Genomic DNA, 19,107 nt, shown 5'->3' with positions numbered 1-19,107 from the left:
CTTTTACCTGAACGGAAGGAAAAAACTTAGCGACGGGCTCAAAGCCCAAGGCGCAAACCTTCTCTTCCGTCAAGGAAATAAACTTATTCATTATTTCAAAGAACTTTTTATACTTTTAACATACAAGAACACGGAGAGCGCAAGGCATTATAGAATTGTGTCATTCTGAATCCCGTCGCAGACGGGGGAAGAATCTTTGACTTACAGATTCGTCGATACCGCCTCTGTCGGATTCCCCAGAGTTAGGGATCAGGGATTAGGGAATTGTCATACTGACCCCGCTGCAGGCGGGGTAATTTCTCCAAAAGGATATACGAGAATTTATAAAACAACCCCGGCTTAAAACCGGGGCACAAAAAATATATTTTTAAAAACTAACAAACTAAAAACGCCGTAACTCCAGCACAAAGAAACTAATTTCTTAATTTGCAAATCCTGCAATTTGGTAATCTTGGCAATAGTGCAAACAACTCATCACATTTCCGGCGCTTTACCCAAAACATCATCCACGTTCATTTCGATAACTTCGCCCAGATTCAGCTTTTTAATTCCTTCGGCGATTCGCGCCTTATCCCCGACGATAACAACAAGCATCTTGTCCGGATTGATATATTTTCTTGCGGCAATGTTAACTTCTTCGTCTTTAACCGAAAGGATATTATCGATATACTTATTGAAATAATCTTTAGGCAAATTGTAATAAACCAATTCTTCCAGCTCTCCCGCTATTCCAGAAACCGTCTGGAAATTATTGGGATAGCCGAGAGCGGTATAATTCTTCGCCCTGTTGATTTCTTCGGTGGGAATGGGCTGGCGTATGCCGTTCAATTCTTTGAAGAATTCTTGCAATGCTTTGTCGGTCACTTCGGTTTGGACCGATGAATACGCAATGAAAAATCCTCCGACGGGACGGAATATAAATCTGGAACCGGCGCCGTAAGTATATCCGTGTTCTTCTCTCAAATTATTATTGAGCCGCGACGTAAAAGAACCGCCGAGGATTGTATTCATAACGCCGATGGAAAAATAATCCGGCGTCGTACGCGATGGCGCAATATCTCCGATATAAATGACCGATTGAGCCGCGCCCGGCTTGTCTATCAGAAATATTTTACCCGAGTTAGAGTTCCGGGGCGTTTCGGTTTTAAGATTTTTTTCTCCCTTTTTATTCCATTCGGAGAAATATTCATTCAATAATTTTTCGAGCTTCTGTTTATCGATATCTCCGACTGCCACAATGAACGAATTATCCGGCGCAAAATATTTATTGTAGTAATTCCTTATATCCTCAGTCGTAAAACTCTTGATTGATTCTTCCGTGCCGATTTCTACTCTGCCGTACGGATGACTTCCGAACAATAATTTATTGAATGCGACTCTTGCAATAGCATTCGGCTGGTCGCGCCACTGCATTAATGTCGTAAGGCGTTCTTTTTTTAATCTTGCCAATTCAGCTTCCGGGAAATCCGGTTCGAGTAATATCTTACTTACAATTTTGAGGGCATCGTTAAATTTAGACACGGGCACATTCAAACCGATACTCGATGTAAAGAGAGAAGAACCGATATTCAGATTCGCTCCGAGGAAATCGATCTCGTCCGCAATTTGAAGCGCGTTCATACCGCCGGCGCCTTCGTCGAGCATGTCGAACACAATATCGGTCAAGCCTTCTTTACCTTCCGGATCGTTCAAAGAACCGGCTTTTAATATTAAATTCAACTGAATGAGGGGCACCTGATGTTTTTCCATCAGATAAACTTTCAAGCCGTTTTGAAGGTTGAATTCTTGAACGGCGGGTAATTGCAAACCTTTCGGCGGCGGCAGTTCAGGAGGATTCGACCGATCAACTTTTTGCGCGTTGATAGTCAACGCCGTTAACGCCAAAACGAGAATCAATATTAACTTTTTCATCTTATTTTCCCTCCACATGTTCGTCCGCAGCCATTTCCGTTTTTCCTTTGGGCACAATGCTTAAAACTACTTTTCCGTTTTTCTTTAGAAAAACACGCGCTGCGTTTTTCAAATCGTCCGGGCTGAGCGCTTTATAACGATTAAAATCTTCGTTGGCATAATCCGGATTATTTGCGTAATAAAAGTATTCGTTCAACTGATTGGCTTTACCGCGAAAGCCTCCCGGTTTTTCGAGATTCCTGAGGAAAGAAGCTTCGTACTGATTAACGGCGCGCTGCAATTCCCTTTCGGTCGGGTTATCGGATTTCAGCTTTTCAATTTCTTCTTCTATTACCGATTTGATTTCATTCAAATTATGACCGGCTCGCGCCGTAGCAATAATAAAAAACTGCGAAGATAATTTTGACGAGCTTTGGAACGCCGACACGTCCTGCGCTATCTGGAGATCATAGACCAGTCTTTTATACAATCTCGAATTTTTGCCGCCGGCAAGAATATTGGCAAGCAAATCCATTTCGGCGTCGCCCGGCGAGAAACGCGGAGGAGTTATCCATGCCATATATATTCTGGGCAGCTGAACTCTGTCTTCAAGAGTAACGAATTTATTTACGTTCAAAACCGCCGCAGCGGGATTCAACGGCGGTACTGGTTTGCCTGCGGGAATTTCGCCAAACCACTTTTCAACCAGCTTCAAAGTTTCTTCCGGATCGATATCTCCGGCAATAACGAGCGAAGCGTTGTTAGGCGCATAATAAGTTTTGAAGAATTCAACCACATCTTCGTATGAAGCGGCGTCGAGGTCGGCCATCGATCCGATTACCGGCCAGGAATAAGGATGACCTTCCGGATACAAATTTTTATAGATTGTTTCCCATGCAAGTCCGTAAGGTCTGTTTTCGTAGCTTTGTCTTCTCTCGTTTTTAACGACTTCTCTCTGCCCGTTTACTTTTTCGGGAGTCATTGCGTCGAGAAGATATCCCATTCGATCGGATTCCAAAAAGAGCGCAAGTTCAAGAGCGTTCGACGGAATATCTTCGTAATAATTAGTTCGGTCTTCCGTAGTCGAGCCGTTGTTCTGCCCGCCCGCGGCTTCGAGCAGTTTGTCGAATTCGCCTTCTTGAACGTTCTTGGAACCCTCAAACATAAGATGTTCGAATAGATGCGCGAATCCGGTTCTCCCCGGCTTTTCGTATCCCGAACCGACATGATACCAGATATTGACGGAAACCGTAGGAGTCGTATGATCTTCGTGCAGTATAACGTTCAGCCCGTTCTGTAAACGATAATGAGTATAAGGAATATTAATCTGGGCTGATACCGCCGAGGAAAAGACAAGCATAGCCGTAAACAAAATAAATTTTTTCATTTTCGACCTTATTGTTTGATAAAATCTTCTCTGTAAGGATTGAAGACGTCTATCAGCGCGCTGTCTTCGAGCGCAAGCACCGAATGATTGAGGTCCGGCTGAACGAAGAAAACGTCGCCCGCTTTAAGAACTTTTTTTTGTCCTTCGATTTCGACTTCGAACGACCCTTTGACAATATAAGAGATTTGCTTGTGCGGGTGCTTGTGAGTATACCCGACAGCTCCTTTATCGAACTCAACGAGTACGAGCATCAGGTCTTTGTCGTATCCGAGTATTTTCCTTTTAACTCCTTCGCCGACATTCTCCCACTGATAATTTCCGTTTTCGATAAACCCTGTTACGCCAAAATCTTTTTCCATTTAAATTCTCCTGTTTGATTAAAGATTATCTTCCTCCTGCGACAATTTAGTCGGAATATTCAATTCGTCCATTTTTCTGTAGAGAGACGATAGTCCGATTTCGAGCGCTTTGGCTACTTCGTCCTTATTGTAGTCGTATTTTTTCATCACTTTAAGAATATGTTCGCGTTCGAAACTTCGCATCGCTTCTTTGAGCGAGTCGGGATAGTCGTGCGCCATCGGCACGCCTTTCAGATATTCGGGCAAATTCTCGACTGTAATCAGCTCCTTGCTGCTGAAAATAATAGCTCTTTCAATTACGTTCTCGAGTTCTCTTACGCCGCCGGGCCATTCGTGATTCAACAGAATTCGCATCGTATCGTTGTCTGTGCCGATTATTTTTTTTCCCATTTCCTTGCTGTATTTCTCGATAAAATGATTAACGAGCAACGGAATGTCTTCTTTCCTTTCGTTCAATGCGGGCAGATTGATTTCGACAACGTTCAAACGATAATAGAGGTCTTCCCTGAACTCGCCGGTTTTTGTTTTTTCATACAAGTTCTGATTTGTAGCCGCAATAATTCTAACGTCGGTGCTTACGGGTTTAACGCCGCCGACGGGAATAAAGGCTCGGTCTTCAATCGCCCGCAGAAGTTTAACCTGCATATTCAAAGGCAGGTCGCCGATTTCGTCCAGGAAGAGCGTGCCGCCGTCGGCAACTTTGAAAAGCCCGAGCTTGTCTTCCGTCGCGCCGGTAAAAGAGCCTTTTTTATGTCCGAATAATTCGCTCTCGATAAGATTTTCCGAAATGGCGCCGCAGTTAATCGGCAGGAACATTTTGTCCCTTCTGTTGCTGTTATAATGAATTGCTTTTGCTACGAGTTCCTTACCCGTTCCGCTTTTACCGATAATCAGAACGTTGCTGTTTGTAGGAGCGACCTGGGTAATAATCGAAAATACTTTCCGCATCGGTTCGCTCTTTCCGATCAGATTTGAAAAATCCGCTTCCGTAGAAATACGTTGTCTGAGGGATTTATTTTCGAAAGCGAGATTCTTGTATTCGAGCAGTCTTTTAATTCTGATAATCAAGTCGTCGAATTCAACCGGCTTAATGAGATAGTCGTAAGCGCCCTGGCGCAATGCGTCGATTGCAGTGTTGACCGATGCGTAGGCAGTCATTATCACAAAAAAAGTTTCCGGAGATATTTTCGACGCTTGTTCTAGCAATTGAATGCCGTCGAGTTTGGGCATTTTTATATCTGTAATAACGATGTCGAATTTATCCGATTTAATTTTTTCCAGAGCTTCTTCGCCGTCGCCGACAACGTCGGTCGAATAGCCTTCGTCTTCGAGAACCATTTTCAACGAATCTCTGATCGGTTTTTCATCGTCTGCAATTAAAATTCTGGCTGCCATAAATTTACCTCATATTACTTTTCGTGTTTTCTTTGATCGGGATTTTAACCGTAAAAGTGCTGCCTTCGTTCAACTTACTTTCGACGGTTATTTCTCCGTTGTATTGTTTGATTATACCGTAACTGACTGATAGTCCGAGTCCGGTGCCTTTGCCCACTTCTTTTGTTGTAAAGAACGGGTCGAAAATTTGTTTGACGGTGTTTTCGTCCATACCGCAGCCGTCGTCCGAGAAACTGACGTAGATGAATTCTCTGTCGTAATCGGATTTAACCGTAATGCGACCGTTGCCTTCAATGGCGTCGAGAGCGTTAATCAATATGTTTACGAAGACCTGGAGGATCTGATCCGTAGCTATATTAATTCTCGGCAGCGATTCTTTCAAGTCGGTTTCGAATTTTACTTTTTTAACGCGTTTATCGTATTTAACAATCCCCAATGCGGTTTTGATTATATCCGTAATGTCGCTCATCGATTTTTCGTAACTCGGAGGTCTAGAAAAGTCGACGAGTTCTCTAACGATTTTTGAAATTCTGTCGATGTTTTCCTTGATGTTGGACAATTGTTCCGTAAAAAAAGGGTCGTTGCTTTTTCGTTGTAGAATTTGAACGAGCGACGAAATAGAAGCCAGCGGATTGCCGATTTCGTGCGCCACTCCCGCCGCCAGTTGACCAATGACGGCTAATTTTTCCGACTGGTCGATTTGAGCCTGCAGCTTTTTGAACTCGGTAAAGTCTTTAATAATTATCGACCTGCCGGCGTAACCGCCGTTGCTCCCGGGCAATTTCGACACGCTCAGTTTTACGCTCAGTATTCTGCCGTCTTTCGTCCTTCTCTCCGTTTCGAGAATTTTTGTCGCTCCTTCCTTTACTTCTTCCTGAATTTCCTTCAATTCGTTTTGATATTTTTCTCCTTCGGGCAAAAGAAACGAGGACGGCTTTCCTATAATTTCTTCTTCTGTATATCCGAAAATTCTTTCGGCGCCTTTATTCCAGGCGATGAACGTTTCGTTTTCGTCCACCATCATAATGGCCGAATCGGAAGTGTGAAGTATATTTTTAAGGTATTGCTGGCTCAATTCGAGTTTGGAAGCCAGACGGTCGCGGTCGTGTTTCAGTTCGTTCATCTTGGCTTCCTGATGAAGCATACTGTACCGCGCATAAAGCTGCTCGATTATTTCGTCGATAAATCCGAGAAGAATTATCGGATCGTTATAACCCGTCAGTTCGGTTTCGATAATATTGAGGATGGCATATCTGCCCTGGCTGAAAAGCTGGCTGACGTCGATTAAACTCATATTCAGATTCGAGCAGAGCGTGTATATTTCGATCAGGTATAAATCCGCTATTTTATAGTCGCCTTCTTCCAGAACGTCGATAAACGTAAGCAAAGAACTTTCGGTAAATGTTTCTATTTGAGAATCCGAAAGTTTATCTTTGAAAAGTTGTTTTAGTTTGGCAGCCCAATTCGAGGCGATTTCCTTGAAATGTTTTTTGAGAAATTCAATTAATAACTTTTTCATTGCATGCTTTCTGACCGTTTCAACGCATTAAATCGATTTACAAAGATAAATAAAGACCCGTTCAATATAAAGACGTTATTGAGGAACCGGCGGTCAAAAAGCCGGGTATAAAAAACCAACAGATAAGAGGCAAAGAATGAAACGAATTTTATTTGTATTACTGACGGTTTTCCACAGCGTAAATCTCTTTCCCGCCCAAACGGCTAAGACAAATCTTAAGGAAGTAAAAGTTTACATCAACGGAGCGGAATTGAAACATACCGCCGCAGTGAAATTAAATAAAGGCGAGAACGAAATTTTCCTGGAAGGACTTGCCGGGAATTTCGACCCTGCCAGCGTCAATATTAAAATCGACGGGGACGTGTCAATACTTTCGATTACAAAAGAAATCAATTTCCTGAAAAAGAACGTTAACGGCGAAAGGATCAAAAGTCTGGAAGATTCTTTGAAAATCCTCGAAGAAAAATTAAAGGACAATAACGACGGGATAGATATCCTGAAAGCCGAATGGGAATTGATAGTCGCCAATAAAGAATTAAAAGAAAGCGACGCCTCCCGTTTGATCGACAATATTAAAAAATTGGGAAGATATTACGGCGAACGTTTGACCGAAATTAAAGCCGCCATTCGAAAACTCGACGCAGCCAATGAAACTATAAAAAACAATATCGAAAAATTGAAGAAGCAAATCGAACACCTCAAAGATTCACGCCCGCAGCACGACTTAAAAATCGCGCTCCTCTCGCCTTCGGATCAGTCCGTGTCAATCGACGTCTCTTATATGACAGACGACGCGGGCTGGCGTCCCAATTACGACATAAGAATTAATAATCTGCGGGAGCCTCCGGTGATTTCGTACAAAGCAGATATACGGCAGCGGAGCGGAATAGATTGGCGAAATGTAAAAGTAATTCTGTCTACGCGAAATCCGCAAAGAAGCAACATAAAACCGGAGCTGAATACGTGGATGATCGATTTTTACGATCAACCGGTTTATTACGGAGCTGCGCCGAAATTGAAGAGAGAAACCGCGGCAATTGCGTCGGAAGACGTTCTTAATAATGCCGTTTTAACCCAATCCTTCCGGCAGGAACAAAACATATTAACGACCGATTTTGTGCCCGCCTTAAGCTATACAATCCCTTCCGACGGCATACCGCATTCCGTACTGATAAACGATTTCGAAGCCGAAGCTTACTATAAATATTACGCCGTTCCCAAGCACGACGAAAACGCCTTCTTGGTTATCGATTTAGTTAACTGGAAACAATTCGATTTGCTCGAAGGCGAAGTCAATATTTATCTCGAAAACACGTACGCCGGAAAAAGCTACATCGAAACAAATACCGCCTCGGATACTCTCCGGATTTCAGCGGGACGAGACCAATCTGTAATTGCCAAAAGAAAATTAATAAGGGATTATAAAGAAGGTAAATTCCTCAGTAAAAATGTCGTGCGTAGTTTTACTTACGAATTATCGTTGAATAACAAGAAAAGAATACCGGTTGAGATTACGTTGCAGGACAACATCCCCGTGTCAAAGAACGAAGATATTAAAGTAGAGCTCATTGAAAGCGGCGGGGCAAGTTTTAATCCCTCCACGGGAATTATCGAGTGGAAGGTAAAACTGGAACCGGAAGAAACAAAAACAGCGCGATATACTTTTTCCGTCCAATACCCCGGCGACAAAATAATTCCGGGATTGTAATCTTAATCAGTCAGTCTGCCCGATTTTCAGCGAAACAATCTGTCGAGCAGGCTGTTTTTCTTTTTCTTAAAGGGTCTGAATGCGAAAAGAAACTGCTTGAAATAGTTGTCGGGAAAAAACGTTTTTAATCCGTACTGCTCGGCTTTATCGCCTGGCAAGAAAGCCGAATTGAAGAGCCAATCCCATATGGCAAGTTTGGTTGCAAAATTCCTGTTTCTGCCTTTGCCGGTAGTGTGGTGCCAACGGTGCATCTCCGGTCCGTTAATAACGTATTGTAACCTGCCCGTCCGTACATTCAGATTCGAATGGATATACATTCCCCAGACCGCGCTAATTACTCCTTTGTACGCAATTACTTCCGGCGGCGAACCGAGCAAAACTATCGGCATAAACTCCACGGTCTGATTTATAAGGATTTCGAACGCATGGCTTCTCGATCCCGAAAGCCAATCGACTTTTTGCGGCGAATGATGCGCTTCGTGAAGCCGCCATAAGAATTTATTTCGATGCTGCCACCTGTGCATCCAATAGATATAAAAATCGTGCGTTACGGTAAAAAAGATTAACTGAATCCAGATCGGTACATTGGCAAACAAACCGAGCCGCGACAAGCCGGTAGCATTATCGATTCCATTTATGATTACGGTAAATATAAAAATACCGAGTATGTAGCTTTGCGCGATTGTGTAGAACGCCAAATCGTCAAAGAATCCTTTGCGCAGCGCTTCCTGCCCTTTATTGTAAGGAAATATCCTTTCGAGCAAGACGAACAAAACCGCGGTCATAACGATAACCGCATACGATATTAATTCATACGATTCGAATTCCATACTTCGCAATTATTTTTATTCGATTACCGCCGCGCATCCGCCGCCGGGTGCCAGATTAATTTCAATCACTTCGCCCTTTTTCACAGTCGATCTGACAATCTTATAATCGTTTCCGTTTCTGTCGGCGTTAATGCCGTCCCGATAAATTGTAATTTCGTAATTCCTGTTTTCATCCAAGAACGAAAGCTCGAGCTTTAAAGTTCTTGCGTTCCAATCAGTCATAGCTCCCACAAACCATTTATTGCCCGATCTTCTTGCCATAACTACATAATCGCCCACCTTAGCATCCAGAACTTTTGTGTCGTCCCACACTGCCGGAACGATCGAAAGAAATTCGAGCGACTCTTTTTCGCGCAGATAATTTGTAGGACTGTCCGCAAGCATTTGCAGAGGGCTTTCGTAAATTATATACATGGCAAGCTGATGGCATCTCGTACCCTGACTCATCGGCTGAGTAAAGATATCCCTGAAATTACCTTTAACGGCGTTATTCATCGCACCGGGAGTATAGTCCATCGGACCGGCGAGCATTCTAATAAACGGAATAGTAGTATTGTGTTCGGGAGTTACGTCTTCGCTCCATTTATTGTGTTCGAGTCCCAGAACTCCCTCGCTGGTTAGAACATTCGGATAAGTTCTGTACAATCCCGTAGGTTTATAAGCGCCGTGAAAATCGACGAGCAGTTTCCGTTTGGCGGCTTCGCGCGCAACTTTATAATAGTAATTCACCATCCAGGCGTCGTCCCTTTGCATAAAATCGACTTTAATTCCCTTTACGCCGAGCTTTTCAAAAAGAGTCATTGCTTCTTCAAACTGGTCGTCGAGAGTTTTCCAGATTACCCATAGAATTATTCCGACGTTTTTTTCTTTGGCGTAGTCGACTATTTCTTTTACGTTTATATCCGGACTTTCTTCCAGGAGATTGCCTAACTTGTACCAGCCTTCGTCGAGTATTACATATTCGATTCCGTGCTGCGAAGCAAAATCGATATAATATTTGTAAGTGGCGGTATTGATTCCGGCTCTGAAATCGACTTTATAAATATTGTTTGCATTCCACCAATCCCATGCCACCTTGCCCGGTTTTACCCAGGAGAAATCAATATGAGGGTCGTGCGGCTCAGCAAGTTTATAGACCATCGTATTTTCGATTAAGGCGCCGTCGTTATCTGTAACTACGAACACTCTCCACGGAAAATTTCTCGTTCCGTTCGTTCGCGCTATATAATCTTTACGTTTAGTCACATAAACGTCCCTGTCGCTTTTCATTTCCGTTTCGGCGGGATAGTAAGGGAACAATCCTTTCAGAACGGTAGAATTGGCGCCTCTTAGATAGAGACCCGCATAATCGTATAGATCGGCTTCGGTGATTGCAACTTTAATTGAGTTATTCAGATCGACCAAAGCGGGAAGCGAGCAAAAACTTTTTTCGTCAATCTCACTTAACGGAAGATATTTATAAAGACGTTCCGAGTGAGACATAAAACTCTCTTCCTGCGGGAAATAGACGTTGAAATCGTTTGCAAAATTTGCCTCAAAAATTTCTTCTTTGACCGTAATAGAATCTTCAAACGACGTCGATATTCTGTAACCGAAACCTTCGTCGTAAACTCTTACAAAGAGAGTAAAATTATTTTCGAAGTCCAAACGCAATTCGTTGAATTCGTCTTTAATGACCGCGTATTTTTGTCTTACGACAGGTTTAAGTTCGCGATTGACATATTTGACCGAGTTGTTTTTTACCGACGGATTCTTTCCTAATATTCCTTTGTCGAGCATCAACGAAATTTCCGAAGGGTTTATAATCATCTCGTTTTCGTAAGAAACCGAATAAGTAAGACGACCGTCCGTATTGATTGTAACTCTCAGTTTTTTTGAGGGAGATTCAACTTCATATTGACCGGCGCCGAGATAAAAAGGGATGATTAAAAAAAACGCCAAAGTAATTATTCTTTTCATTATCCGCTCCTTCGCAGTTTTATTTTACTTTTTAATTCGCTTTCGTAAACTCTTTTAACGCCGTCGCCGAGAGCTTTTTCGATGTCGCGTATATCTTTTACAAGTCTGTACATTCCGCCGATTTCAACCGACGCCGCCTGGTCTGTTCCCCACATTGCTCGGTCGAGCGTAATATGCCGTTCTACGAATACAGCGCCCAGAGCCACTGCCGCAAGCGACGGAGCCAATCCGGTTTCGTGCCCCGAATAGCCTATCGGAATTTCGGGATATCTTTTTTTGTATGTATCAATAACGCGTAAGTTCAGTTCTTCCAGACTGCACGGGTAACTCGAAGTCGACTGAGCGATAAGTAAGTTTTTCTTTCCGAGATAATTGACTGCGCGGTCTACTTCTTCGAGCGTGGACATGCCCGTCGAAAGCATAATCGGTTTGCCCGTCGATTTAATTCTGGACAACAATTTATCGTCTGTAAGCGACGCCGAGGCTACTTTATACATAACGGGTTCGAATTGCTCGAGGAAATCGACGGCTTCTTCGTCCCATGCAGAGGCGAACCAATCGATCCCTTTTGATTTACAATATTTGTCTATCTCGGCATATTCGTCGTAACCGAATTCGACTTTATGACGGTATTCTATATAAGTAATTCTTCCCCATGGCGTATCGCGTTCGAGATGCCATTGATCTTTCGGAACGCATAATTCAGGAGTCCGTTTCTGAAATTTTACGGCGTCGCACCCAGCAAAGACGGCGCCGTCGATCAGTTTTTTAGCCAGTTCGAGCGACCCGTTGTGATTAATTCCGATCTCGGCTATGACATAGACCGGCTCGCCCTCGCCGATAAATTTTCCACCTACCTTTACTCTCATTTCTTACCCTTTTTCGTGGCTTTCGTTTTGGCGTCGATAATCAGTTCGGCAAGGTCGCGGAATGCGCCGTAGCCGCCGGGATGCTCCAAAACAACGTCCGCAACTTTCTTGGCAAAACGGGTTGCATCCGAAGGACACGCGGCAAGTCCCACAAGTTTCATAATACCGACGTCGTTGGTATCGTCGCCGATAAAAGCCACTTCGTCTTTAGTAAGATTTTTTCTCTTCAAAATATCATCCACAAGTTTTTCTTTTTCCAGAACTCCCATGTGCAGTTCCTCAATCTTAAGTTTAACGGCGCGCGTTTTAACAATGTTGGTATCTTCGCGGGTAACTATTCCCGTTTCGACGTCGACAAGCGTTCTCAAGCGTTCTACGCCCATTCCGTCCCGAATGGAAAAACGTTTCATCAACTCTCCCTGGGCGGAATAATAAACTCCGGTATCGGTTAACACGCCGTCTACATCCGTAAGAACCAATTTTATTTTTGCGGCTTTTTTATAGAGTTCTTTTTTTGTAATCTTTTTTTTAGACATTTTAAATTCCTTATTGAGTGTAATAATATTTTACCAGCAGGTCCATCCGCCGTCGACCACCAGATTAGCGCCGGTCATATATTCCGAGGCGTCGCTGGCAAGGAAGATCAAGGCTCCCCAATAGTCGTTGCGTTTAGCCATTCTTCCGAGCGGCGTTTTCGAAGAATATTTTTCGACAAAGAAATTGTCCTGGTTATTTTCAACTCCCCCCGGGCTAAGGGCGTTAACGCGCACACCTTTGCGCCCCCAATATGCGGCGAGGTATCTGGTAAACATTATAACGCCGCCTTTTGTAACAGAATACGCCGGAGGTTTGTGGAACGATTGAGCACCTTCTTTATTGCGATAGAGCGATTGATCCGGCGCAACGATTCCGTATGTGGAAGCGATATTTATAATGCTTCCTTTGCCTCTTTCGGCCATCGGCGTTCCGAGTATCTGCGAAGTTAGAAAAACTCCCGTAAGATTAACGTCGAGAGATTTTTGCCATAATGCCAGCGGATAATTTTCGAATTTGGATTCCTCCGCCGCGGCTTTCGGATTTTCGAACATATCGTTGATTGCCGCGTTGTTCACCAGCACATCTATATGCCCGAATTTTTGAAGGATTATATCTCTTGCCTTTTTAATCGACTCCGGGTTTGTTACATCCATTCCGAGTCCGATAGAATTGCCTGATAATTCCCGGGCAAATTCCGAGGCTTTTTCTCCGTCGATATCCGTAACAACGACGGTTGCGCCGGCGGACGATAACGCTTTGCAATGCTCCCTTCCGAGCAAGCCGAGCGCTCCGGTAACAACGGCGACCTTATTTTCGAGCGTAAATAATTCCATCACATTCTCACTTTTTTGCAGCCGGTTTCATATTAAAATTATCCGTCTTTCTGAAAACGGGTTCGACGGGTTTGCCTCTGAGAAGCGATTTGAGATTGTTGTTTTCTATGGCTTTCTTAAGAAGCGTCAAGGATTCTTCCAAAGCCCCAAGCGTATAGTCGATATCTTCGTCAGTATGCGAAAAACTGATATTGTGAAATCCCTGCCATAGCACTCCGCGCTTAATCATCTCCTGCTGCATGAAGGATTTTTGCAAAAGCGGGTCTCCTCCTTTCGGATCGAACGTAGCCATCGAACGCCAGTTGTATCCTACGGCTTTTGTAGTATCGAGCCCGAGTTTCGAGGCGATTTCGTTGTAGCCGTCTTTGATTTTCCTACCCTGTTTATCGAGAAACGGGATCACGTTTTTATCTTTCATTTCTTCGATAGTGGCTTTAGCCGCTGCAAGCGAAAGCGCTTCGCCGCCGAATGTAGTGTAGAAGAAGATGTCCTCGTCGGCAAGTTTCATTATTTCCTTTTTACCCGTAAGTATCGCAATCGGCATTCCGTTTGCGACAGCCTTGGAATAAGTCGCCAGGTCGGGAGTAATGCCGAAATATTCCTGAGCGCCGCCTAACGCCATGCGAAAACCCGTCCACATTTCGTCGAAGATTAAGACAATACCTTTTTCATTGCACAAATCGGCAACTTTATGCAGAAAATTATCTTTCGGTTCCTGAAAGACGACCGGTTCGAGTATAACGGCGGCGGTATCGTCGTCGATCGAATTCTTCAGCGAATCGATATTGTTGTAATCAAAAGTAAAAGTTAATTTCTGAACTTCTTCCGGTATGCCGTAATTGCGCGCCGTAACCGAAACGTACCAATCGTGCCAGCCGTGATAACCGCAACAGAGAATTTTGTTTTTTCCCGTATAGGCTCTTGCCAGTCTAACTGCGGCGCTCGTTACGTCGGCTCCGGTTTTACTGTATCTGACCGCTTCGGCATTCGGAATAACGTCTCGTATCATTTCGGCCACTTCCACTTCCAATGGATGCATCATCGAAAACGTAATTCCGTCTTCTAATTGCTTTTTAATCGCTTCGTCCACTCGCGGATATGCGTAACCTAACGACAATGGACCGACTCCCATTAAAAAATCGATATACTCGTTGCCGTCGGCGTCCCACACGTGCGAGCCTTTTCCTTTGACCAAATATTTCGGCGCAACGCCGTTAATCCATTGAGTGGGGCCTTTAGCCAAAGTTTGCGTTACTGAAGGAATTAATCCGAGCGCCCTGCTGTAGAGTTCATCCGATTTGGTTATAACCGGATAATCGTTGTCAAGTCTTATTTTGTTTGCCATAATTCATTTATCCGTCTTTTTATTAATTGCCGATTTATATTCTTCGATGTTATTGAGTTCGTCCAGATGATTTTCGTACCAGTATTTGCCTAGATATTTTTCGTTTATTTTTTTTATTTCGGGTTTTCGTTCGAGCAAATCGAGAATATCATTCAAGCCGAAATCCGGTTTGACCGGATAAAGCTCTTCGAATACTCTTTTGACAAAGCGATAGTCTTCCTCGTAGTCGATCGTCCAGCGCATTGTAGTCGAATAATTTAGTCCCGTTTCCCATACGACATTGCCTAATTCGAACAAATGAGGATTTTCCCAAAAATAAGGCGTAGTATGCTCGCGCTCGTAATTTTTTTGGGCATTACGCCAGGCTTTTTCGAGCGCTTCGATCGACATTATTTCGACGTCGTTTCCGTCGGGATATGTAGCCGGATGAAGGTTGCTTACGTAATCGAAATTACCGTCGGAAAAACATTTCAGCACTTTGTCGATAATTGCCGGATCGATGAGCGGGCAGTCGGACGGGATTTTAACGACCGCGTCGGCTCCGTATATCAAACCCGCCTTGTAATGCCGGTCGAGAAGATCGGTTAAATGCCCCCGGAAGCATTCAACATTTGTCTCTTTGCATAATCTCTCTATCGGGTCGTCTTCTTTTTGATCGGAAGTAGCCACGACAATTTCATCGGCCATAACCGATTTTCGCGCGCGTTCGATCATTCTCGATAGCAGCGGCTGACCGAGAACCGGCAGCATCACCTTGCCGGGTAGGCGCGTCGAAGTCATTCGAGCCTGTATGACGGCGACTATTTTCATGCCGTAATCAAATCGAAATTCTGATGAATTTCATTCAATGAATTGCTCGGCGACTCGAGAAAATGGAGCCCCAGCTTTGCGATCCTTTCGGCAGACGTACCGTTATTTTGAATAGGCATAAGTTTTTTGAGCTCTTCGATGTCGAACGACGAATAAACTTCTTTACCCAAAGCCAATCCTATATAAACGACCGACGAATATTTTGTAATCAGCACATCGCAATTGGCAATCATATGATTTGTGTTTGCGTTGTGATAGACTAAAGCTCCCGGAGCGTATTTATTGATTTCCCGAGTCGCCCTTTCCGCATTTTCATTCGGGTGAAGTTTGAAAATCAACTGCCGCCCGTTTGCAATCTTCACGCATTTTTTAATAAACTTTTTTCTGTTTTCGTATTTAAAGGTCTCTCTCGTATCGGAAGTGGCGACGAGCACGTAATTCTTATGGGGAAAATCGTTGTTCAAAAATTCTTTAGCGTTGTCGAAGTTGGGTATTCCGGTTACGAAAATTTTATTCGGGTCGGCTCCTTTGCGCGCGAATAATTCTTTATACCCTTCGGAAGCAACACAGAAAATATCGTAGAGATTCGACATTCCCATCGTGGATGTGCTTGCTATCCAACGAGGGAAATTAAAATATTTTACAAGATAGAATGCGAAATTTTCGGGGTCGGTCATGCCTTCCTGAACGAGGATCAATTTTTTGTTTCTGATATTCTTGGGAACGATCAGATCGGCGCACGTATAGACCAGATCGTAATCGTGCCGCTTGCCTTTGTAATCGATTTTCAGATTGTTGCTTTCGAGGTATTCAAGCGTCATCTTTTTGAAATTGCCTCCGAGAATCGTAAAATCGAGTATCCCTTTGGAAGCAAACCATCCGATATATCCGTCGTCGTAAAACGGGGTGAAATAGCAATCGTAATCTTCGAAATACTTCGATATTTTATGCATCATTGTAGTTTGATTGAGAGAACCGCCTATGAAGAGTATTTTCTTTTTCATATTGAATTATCTTTATTTGAGAAAATACAAAACTGGGAAAAAATTTTTTATTTATTGTTAAGAAAACGTTAGATAACCGTTATCAAATTGTTAAGTCATCATTTTTATTATTTCCCCACTCGAATTTAGTCAAATTCCATTTAGGCTTCAAAAAGAATACTTAATTTTTACTTAACATTACGGTAAAACTCTCTTAACATTAGACCGCTAAATTTACATCAAATAAATTTATTCTTTTTATGAAAATAGCTCATATATCCGACCTCCATCTGAACAGGAAGTTCAGAAGAAAGAATTTGGAAAAAACCGAGAGGTTGATTGAATTTGCTCTCAATAATCTGGCCGACCATATCGTAATAACTGGAGATATATCGGACAATTCGGACGAAAGAGATTTTGCCGATTTGAGAGAACTATTAATAAAATACGATCTGTTTCATTCGGACAGAGTTTCCGTTGTAATCGGCAATCACGATATATTCGGCGGGGTAGAACTTGCGTCGGATATAATCGATTTTCCTTCCCGCTGCGAAAAAACAAATTACGAATTAAAAGTGGAAATATTTTGCGAACACTTCAGCAGTCTTTTCGACTCGACCGTAACGGTAAACGAAGGAAAGCGTTTTCCTTATTTGAAAATCCTAAACGATATAGCTTTAATCGGCATCAATTCGGTCGATTATTATTCCAAGCTGAAAAATCCTTTTGCATCGAACGGGAAAGTGAGTAAATCGGAACGCGAGGAAATCGACATGCTGCTGTCCGCCGCTGAGATGGAGAGCAAAGAAAAAATCGTATTGATACATCACCACTTCTACAAAAATTCGGAAGAGAGCAAAAGTTCGGGAAAATCAATTTGGAGCCGTATCGAAAGCCATACAATGAAACTGAGGGGCAAGAAGAAATTGTTGTCGCTTTTCAAACGGCGCGGCGTACGTATTATTATGCACGGACACAGTCACGACATGAAACTCTACGAACGGAAAGGAATCGTAATATTAAACGCAGGAGCGTCGGTCGACGGCGCCGGTTCTTCACTCTTCCTCGTCGATATCGATCCGAATAATCTTAATATCAGCCCGGAAGTTTTACCGCAAGTAAACTCAAAAATGTCGGATTACTTTCGGGAGCCGGCAATATTATAGACCGGACGGTAATTCTTACAAAAGAGAAGATAATTTTCTTAACCTGAAATAATAACAGATATAGACTCTGTTTAACTGCTTTAGATTACCATTCCCGCTTCAATATGCCAATTCAATTTTGCAACTTTTTTATTTCCCTATGGCATAATTTATGTTAATTATTCTATTCATAATACGGGGAGGAGATGACCACGACTTTTAAAGGCGGAGTTCATCCGGCAGAGATGAAAGAACTAACTTCGGAAAAACCTTTCGAGTTCTTACCTCTTCCGGAGCAAATTTGTTTACCTCTTTCTCAGCACGCAGGCAAACAAGCGTTATTATTGAAGAAGAAAGGCGACGCCGTCAGGAAAGGCGAGATGATAGCCGAACCCGACGGTTTTATATCCGCTCCGATTCATTCTCCTGTTACCGGAAAAATTAACAAAACCACTTCGATAATAACGTTAACGGGAATACGGTCGGAGGCAGTAATAATAAATCGCTCGGATATTGATGAAGACGATCTGATGGAACCGCTCAATCCCGTCACAGTTGCCCGCGAAAAAATAATAGAACGAGTTAAACAAGCCGGCATTGTCGGACAGGGCGGGGCGGCATTTCCTACTTATGTAAAATTATCGCCTCCGCCGGACAAAAAAATCGATTACGTTATTCTTAACGCTTGCGAGTGCGAACCATACCTTACGAGAGACTACCGATTCCTTATCGAAAAAACGGAAGAAGTGATTACAGGTCTGAAATTGATCTTGAAAGCTGCAGGCGTGCTTTACGGAATAATCGGCGTTGAAGACAATAAGCCGGAAGCCATTAAAAAACTGGAAAATGTTTTGAGAAACGAAGAAAACATTTCTCTTAAAGTATTAAAAACAAAATATCCTCAGGGCGCTGAGAAAATGTTGATAAAAGCCGTTACAGGAAGAGAAGTTCCTCCCGGCAAACTGCCTTTTGACGTCGGTTGCATTATTCATAATGTCGGCACGGCGGTTTCCATTTACAACGCCGTTGTAAAAGGGGAGCCTCAGATAAATGCATTTTTAACAGTCTCCGGACTCGGAATAGTCGAGCCCAAAAATCTTATTGTGCCTGTCGGAACGCCTTTAAAAAACATTATCGATTACTGCGGAGGCATTAAAGAAAACGCAAAAAAAATAGTAGCGGGCGGACCGATGATGGGATTTGCGCAATTCGATTTGAATTCCCCCGTTACAAAAGCCACTTCGGGAATATTGGTTCTTACGGGAAAAGAAGCGCCCGGAATAAAAGAAAGCAACTGTTTGAATTGCGGCAGATGTTTGTCCGTTTGTCCGCTCGATCTCGCGCCCACGCGTTTATATAAATTTTCAAGATTCGACAAATTCGAAGAAGCGATTGATATCGGATTGCAGACCTGTATGGAATGCGGCACATGTACATACAATTGTCCTGCGGGTATTCCCCTTGTGCAATGGATCAGATACGGGAAACGGAAATCTTCTGCTTTATTAAAACAAAAGACAAATTAAATAAGATAAATC

Annotated in this window: 16 protein-coding genes; 3 read left to right on the top strand and 13 right to left on the bottom strand. The window is 43.1% G+C overall.

The genetic code is table 11. The annotated features are described in order from the left end of the window. Positions 1-474: 474 nt before the first annotated feature. Genes ACOYVE_RS12735 through ACOYVE_RS12715 form a run of 5 tightly spaced genes read right to left on the bottom strand, consistent with a single transcriptional unit; the run spans position 475 to position 6,550 of the window. Positions 475-1,911, bottom strand: a complete 1,437-nt coding sequence (locus ACOYVE_RS12735; RefSeq protein WP_422882286.1) for a M16 family metallopeptidase — start codon at positions 1,909-1,911, stop codon at positions 475-477. A gap of 1 nt (position 1,912) precedes the next feature. Beyond that, positions 1,913-3,277, bottom strand: a complete 1,365-nt coding sequence (locus ACOYVE_RS12730; RefSeq protein ID WP_014856167.1) for a M16 family metallopeptidase — start codon at positions 3,275-3,277, stop codon at positions 1,913-1,915. Positions 3,278-3,285: 8 nt separating this feature from the next. Next, entirely contained in the window at positions 3,286-3,636 is a 351-nt protein-coding gene (locus ACOYVE_RS12725) for a cupin domain-containing protein (RefSeq protein ID WP_014856166.1), read from the bottom strand. Positions 3,637-3,654: 18 nt separating this feature from the next. Further along, positions 3,655-5,031: a sigma-54-dependent transcriptional regulator gene (locus ACOYVE_RS12720; RefSeq protein ID WP_014856165.1), complete on the bottom strand. Its 1,377-nt coding sequence runs from the start codon at positions 5,029-5,031 to the stop codon at positions 3,655-3,657. A gap of 4 nt (positions 5,032-5,035) precedes the next feature. Continuing rightward, positions 5,036-6,550, bottom strand: a complete 1,515-nt coding sequence (locus ACOYVE_RS12715) for a two-component system sensor histidine kinase NtrB (protein WP_014856164.1) — start codon at positions 6,548-6,550, stop codon at positions 5,036-5,038. A 136-nt stretch (positions 6,551-6,686) separates the two neighbouring features. Between ACOYVE_RS12715 and ACOYVE_RS12710 the strand changes: the two genes are divergently transcribed. Next, positions 6,687-8,258 carry a DUF4139 domain-containing protein gene (locus ACOYVE_RS12710; RefSeq protein ID WP_014856163.1) on the top strand — a complete coding sequence of 524 codons (1,572 nt, stop codon included), beginning with the start codon at positions 6,687-6,689 and terminating at the stop codon, positions 8,256-8,258. A 26-nt stretch (positions 8,259-8,284) separates the two neighbouring features. Here the strand turns inward: ACOYVE_RS12710 and ACOYVE_RS12705 are convergent, their stop codons facing one another. The 8 genes from ACOYVE_RS12705 to ACOYVE_RS12670 are packed head-to-tail and all read right to left on the bottom strand — an operon-like array spanning position 8,285 to position 16,445. Beyond that, positions 8,285-9,088 carry a sterol desaturase family protein gene (locus ACOYVE_RS12705; protein WP_014856162.1) on the bottom strand — a complete coding sequence of 268 codons (804 nt, stop codon included), beginning with the start codon at positions 9,086-9,088 and terminating at the stop codon, positions 8,285-8,287. A gap of 15 nt (positions 9,089-9,103) precedes the next feature. Then, complete coding sequence (locus ACOYVE_RS12700) at positions 9,104-11,047, bottom strand: glycoside hydrolase family 97 protein (RefSeq protein WP_014856161.1); 1,944 nt, start codon at positions 11,045-11,047, stop codon at positions 9,104-9,106. Then, entirely contained in the window at positions 11,047-11,916 is an 870-nt protein-coding gene (locus ACOYVE_RS12695) for an N-acetylneuraminate synthase family protein (protein ID WP_014856160.1), read from the bottom strand. The genes ACOYVE_RS12700 and ACOYVE_RS12695 overlap by 1 nt, the downstream gene beginning before the upstream one ends. Then, complete coding sequence (locus tag ACOYVE_RS12690; RefSeq protein WP_422882283.1) at positions 11,913-12,452, bottom strand: KdsC family phosphatase; 540 nt, start codon at positions 12,450-12,452, stop codon at positions 11,913-11,915. Before ACOYVE_RS12690 ends, ACOYVE_RS12695 begins: the two co-directional genes overlap by 4 nt. Positions 12,453-12,482: 30 nt before the next feature. Further along, positions 12,483-13,286, bottom strand: a complete 804-nt coding sequence (locus tag ACOYVE_RS12685) for an SDR family oxidoreductase (protein ID WP_014856158.1) — start codon at positions 13,284-13,286, stop codon at positions 12,483-12,485. Positions 13,287-13,293: 7 nt separating this feature from the next. After that, a complete protein-coding gene (locus tag ACOYVE_RS12680) occupies positions 13,294-14,631 on the bottom strand; it encodes an aminotransferase class III-fold pyridoxal phosphate-dependent enzyme (protein WP_422882282.1) in 1,338 nt (445 codons plus the stop codon). Positions 14,632-14,634: 3 nt separating this feature from the next. After that, the gene (locus ACOYVE_RS12675; protein WP_422882280.1) at positions 14,635-15,441 is read right to left on the bottom strand and encodes a cytidylyltransferase domain-containing protein; all 807 of its coding nucleotides are present in this window, start codon (positions 15,439-15,441) and stop codon (positions 14,635-14,637) included. Then, positions 15,438-16,445: a CDP-glycerol glycerophosphotransferase family protein gene (locus ACOYVE_RS12670; RefSeq protein ID WP_014856155.1), complete on the bottom strand. Its 1,008-nt coding sequence runs from the start codon at positions 16,443-16,445 to the stop codon at positions 15,438-15,440. The genes ACOYVE_RS12675 and ACOYVE_RS12670 overlap by 4 nt, the downstream gene beginning before the upstream one ends. Positions 16,446-16,684: 239 nt before the next feature. Here ACOYVE_RS12670 and ACOYVE_RS12665 point away from each other — a divergent pair, with 239 nt between their 5' ends. After that, positions 16,685-17,590 (top strand): metallophosphoesterase family protein, encoded by a 906-nt coding sequence (locus tag ACOYVE_RS12665; RefSeq protein ID WP_014856154.1) that lies wholly within the window; start codon positions 16,685-16,687, stop codon positions 17,588-17,590. A gap of 185 nt (positions 17,591-17,775) precedes the next feature. After that, positions 17,776-19,095: an electron transport complex subunit RsxC gene (rsxC, locus tag ACOYVE_RS12660; protein WP_014856153.1), complete on the top strand. Its 1,320-nt coding sequence runs from the start codon at positions 17,776-17,778 to the stop codon at positions 19,093-19,095. Positions 19,096-19,107: the final 12 nt, after the last annotated feature.

It is taken from the genome of Melioribacter sp. (assembly GCF_049325435.1).
GTDB lineage: Bacteria > Bacteroidota > Ignavibacteria > Ignavibacteriales > Melioribacteraceae > Melioribacter > Melioribacter roseus.
The sequence above is the reverse complement of the archived record's forward strand: the minus strand, read 5'-3'. Positions and strand labels throughout refer to the sequence as shown.

Excerpts from the sequence above, each read along its gene's own strand:
- ACOYVE_RS12735 (WP_422882286.1), bottom strand. The coding sequence starts at position 1,911 with ATGAAAAAGTTAATATTGATTCTCGTTTTGGCGTTAACGGCGTTGACT.
- ACOYVE_RS12730 (WP_014856167.1), bottom strand. The coding sequence starts at position 3,277 with ATGAAAAAATTTATTTTGTTTACGGCTATGCTTGTCTTTTCCTCGGCG.
- ACOYVE_RS12725 (WP_014856166.1), bottom strand. The coding sequence starts at position 3,636 with ATGGAAAAAGATTTTGGCGTAACAGGGTTTATCGAAAACGGAAATTAT.
- ACOYVE_RS12720 (WP_014856165.1), bottom strand. The coding sequence starts at position 5,031 with ATGGCAGCCAGAATTTTAATTGCAGACGATGAAAAACCGATCAGAGAT.
- ACOYVE_RS12715 (WP_014856164.1), bottom strand. The coding sequence starts at position 6,550 with ATGAAAAAGTTATTAATTGAATTTCTCAAAAAACATTTCAAGGAAATC.
- ACOYVE_RS12710 (WP_014856163.1), top strand. The coding sequence starts at position 6,687 with ATGAAACGAATTTTATTTGTATTACTGACGGTTTTCCACAGCGTAAAT.
- ACOYVE_RS12705 (WP_014856162.1), bottom strand. The coding sequence starts at position 9,088 with ATGGAATTCGAATCGTATGAATTAATATCGTATGCGGTTATCGTTATG.
- ACOYVE_RS12700 (WP_014856161.1), bottom strand. The coding sequence starts at position 11,047 with ATGAAAAGAATAATTACTTTGGCGTTTTTTTTAATCATCCCTTTTTAT.
- ACOYVE_RS12695 (WP_014856160.1), bottom strand. The coding sequence starts at position 11,916 with ATGAGAGTAAAGGTAGGTGGAAAATTTATCGGCGAGGGCGAGCCGGTC.
- ACOYVE_RS12690 (WP_422882283.1), bottom strand. The coding sequence starts at position 12,452 with ATGTCTAAAAAAAAGATTACAAAAAAAGAACTCTATAAAAAAGCCGCA.
- ACOYVE_RS12685 (WP_014856158.1), bottom strand. The coding sequence starts at position 13,286 with ATGGAATTATTTACGCTCGAAAATAAGGTCGCCGTTGTTACCGGAGCG.
- ACOYVE_RS12680 (WP_422882282.1), bottom strand. The coding sequence starts at position 14,631 with ATGGCAAACAAAATAAGACTTGACAACGATTATCCGGTTATAACCAAA.
- ACOYVE_RS12675 (WP_422882280.1), bottom strand. The coding sequence starts at position 15,441 with ATGAAAATAGTCGCCGTCATACAGGCTCGAATGACTTCGACGCGCCTA.
- ACOYVE_RS12670 (WP_014856155.1), bottom strand. The coding sequence starts at position 16,445 with ATGAAAAAGAAAATACTCTTCATAGGCGGTTCTCTCAATCAAACTACA.
- ACOYVE_RS12665 (WP_014856154.1), top strand. The coding sequence starts at position 16,685 with ATGAAAATAGCTCATATATCCGACCTCCATCTGAACAGGAAGTTCAGA.
- rsxC (WP_014856153.1), top strand. The coding sequence starts at position 17,776 with ATGACCACGACTTTTAAAGGCGGAGTTCATCCGGCAGAGATGAAAGAA.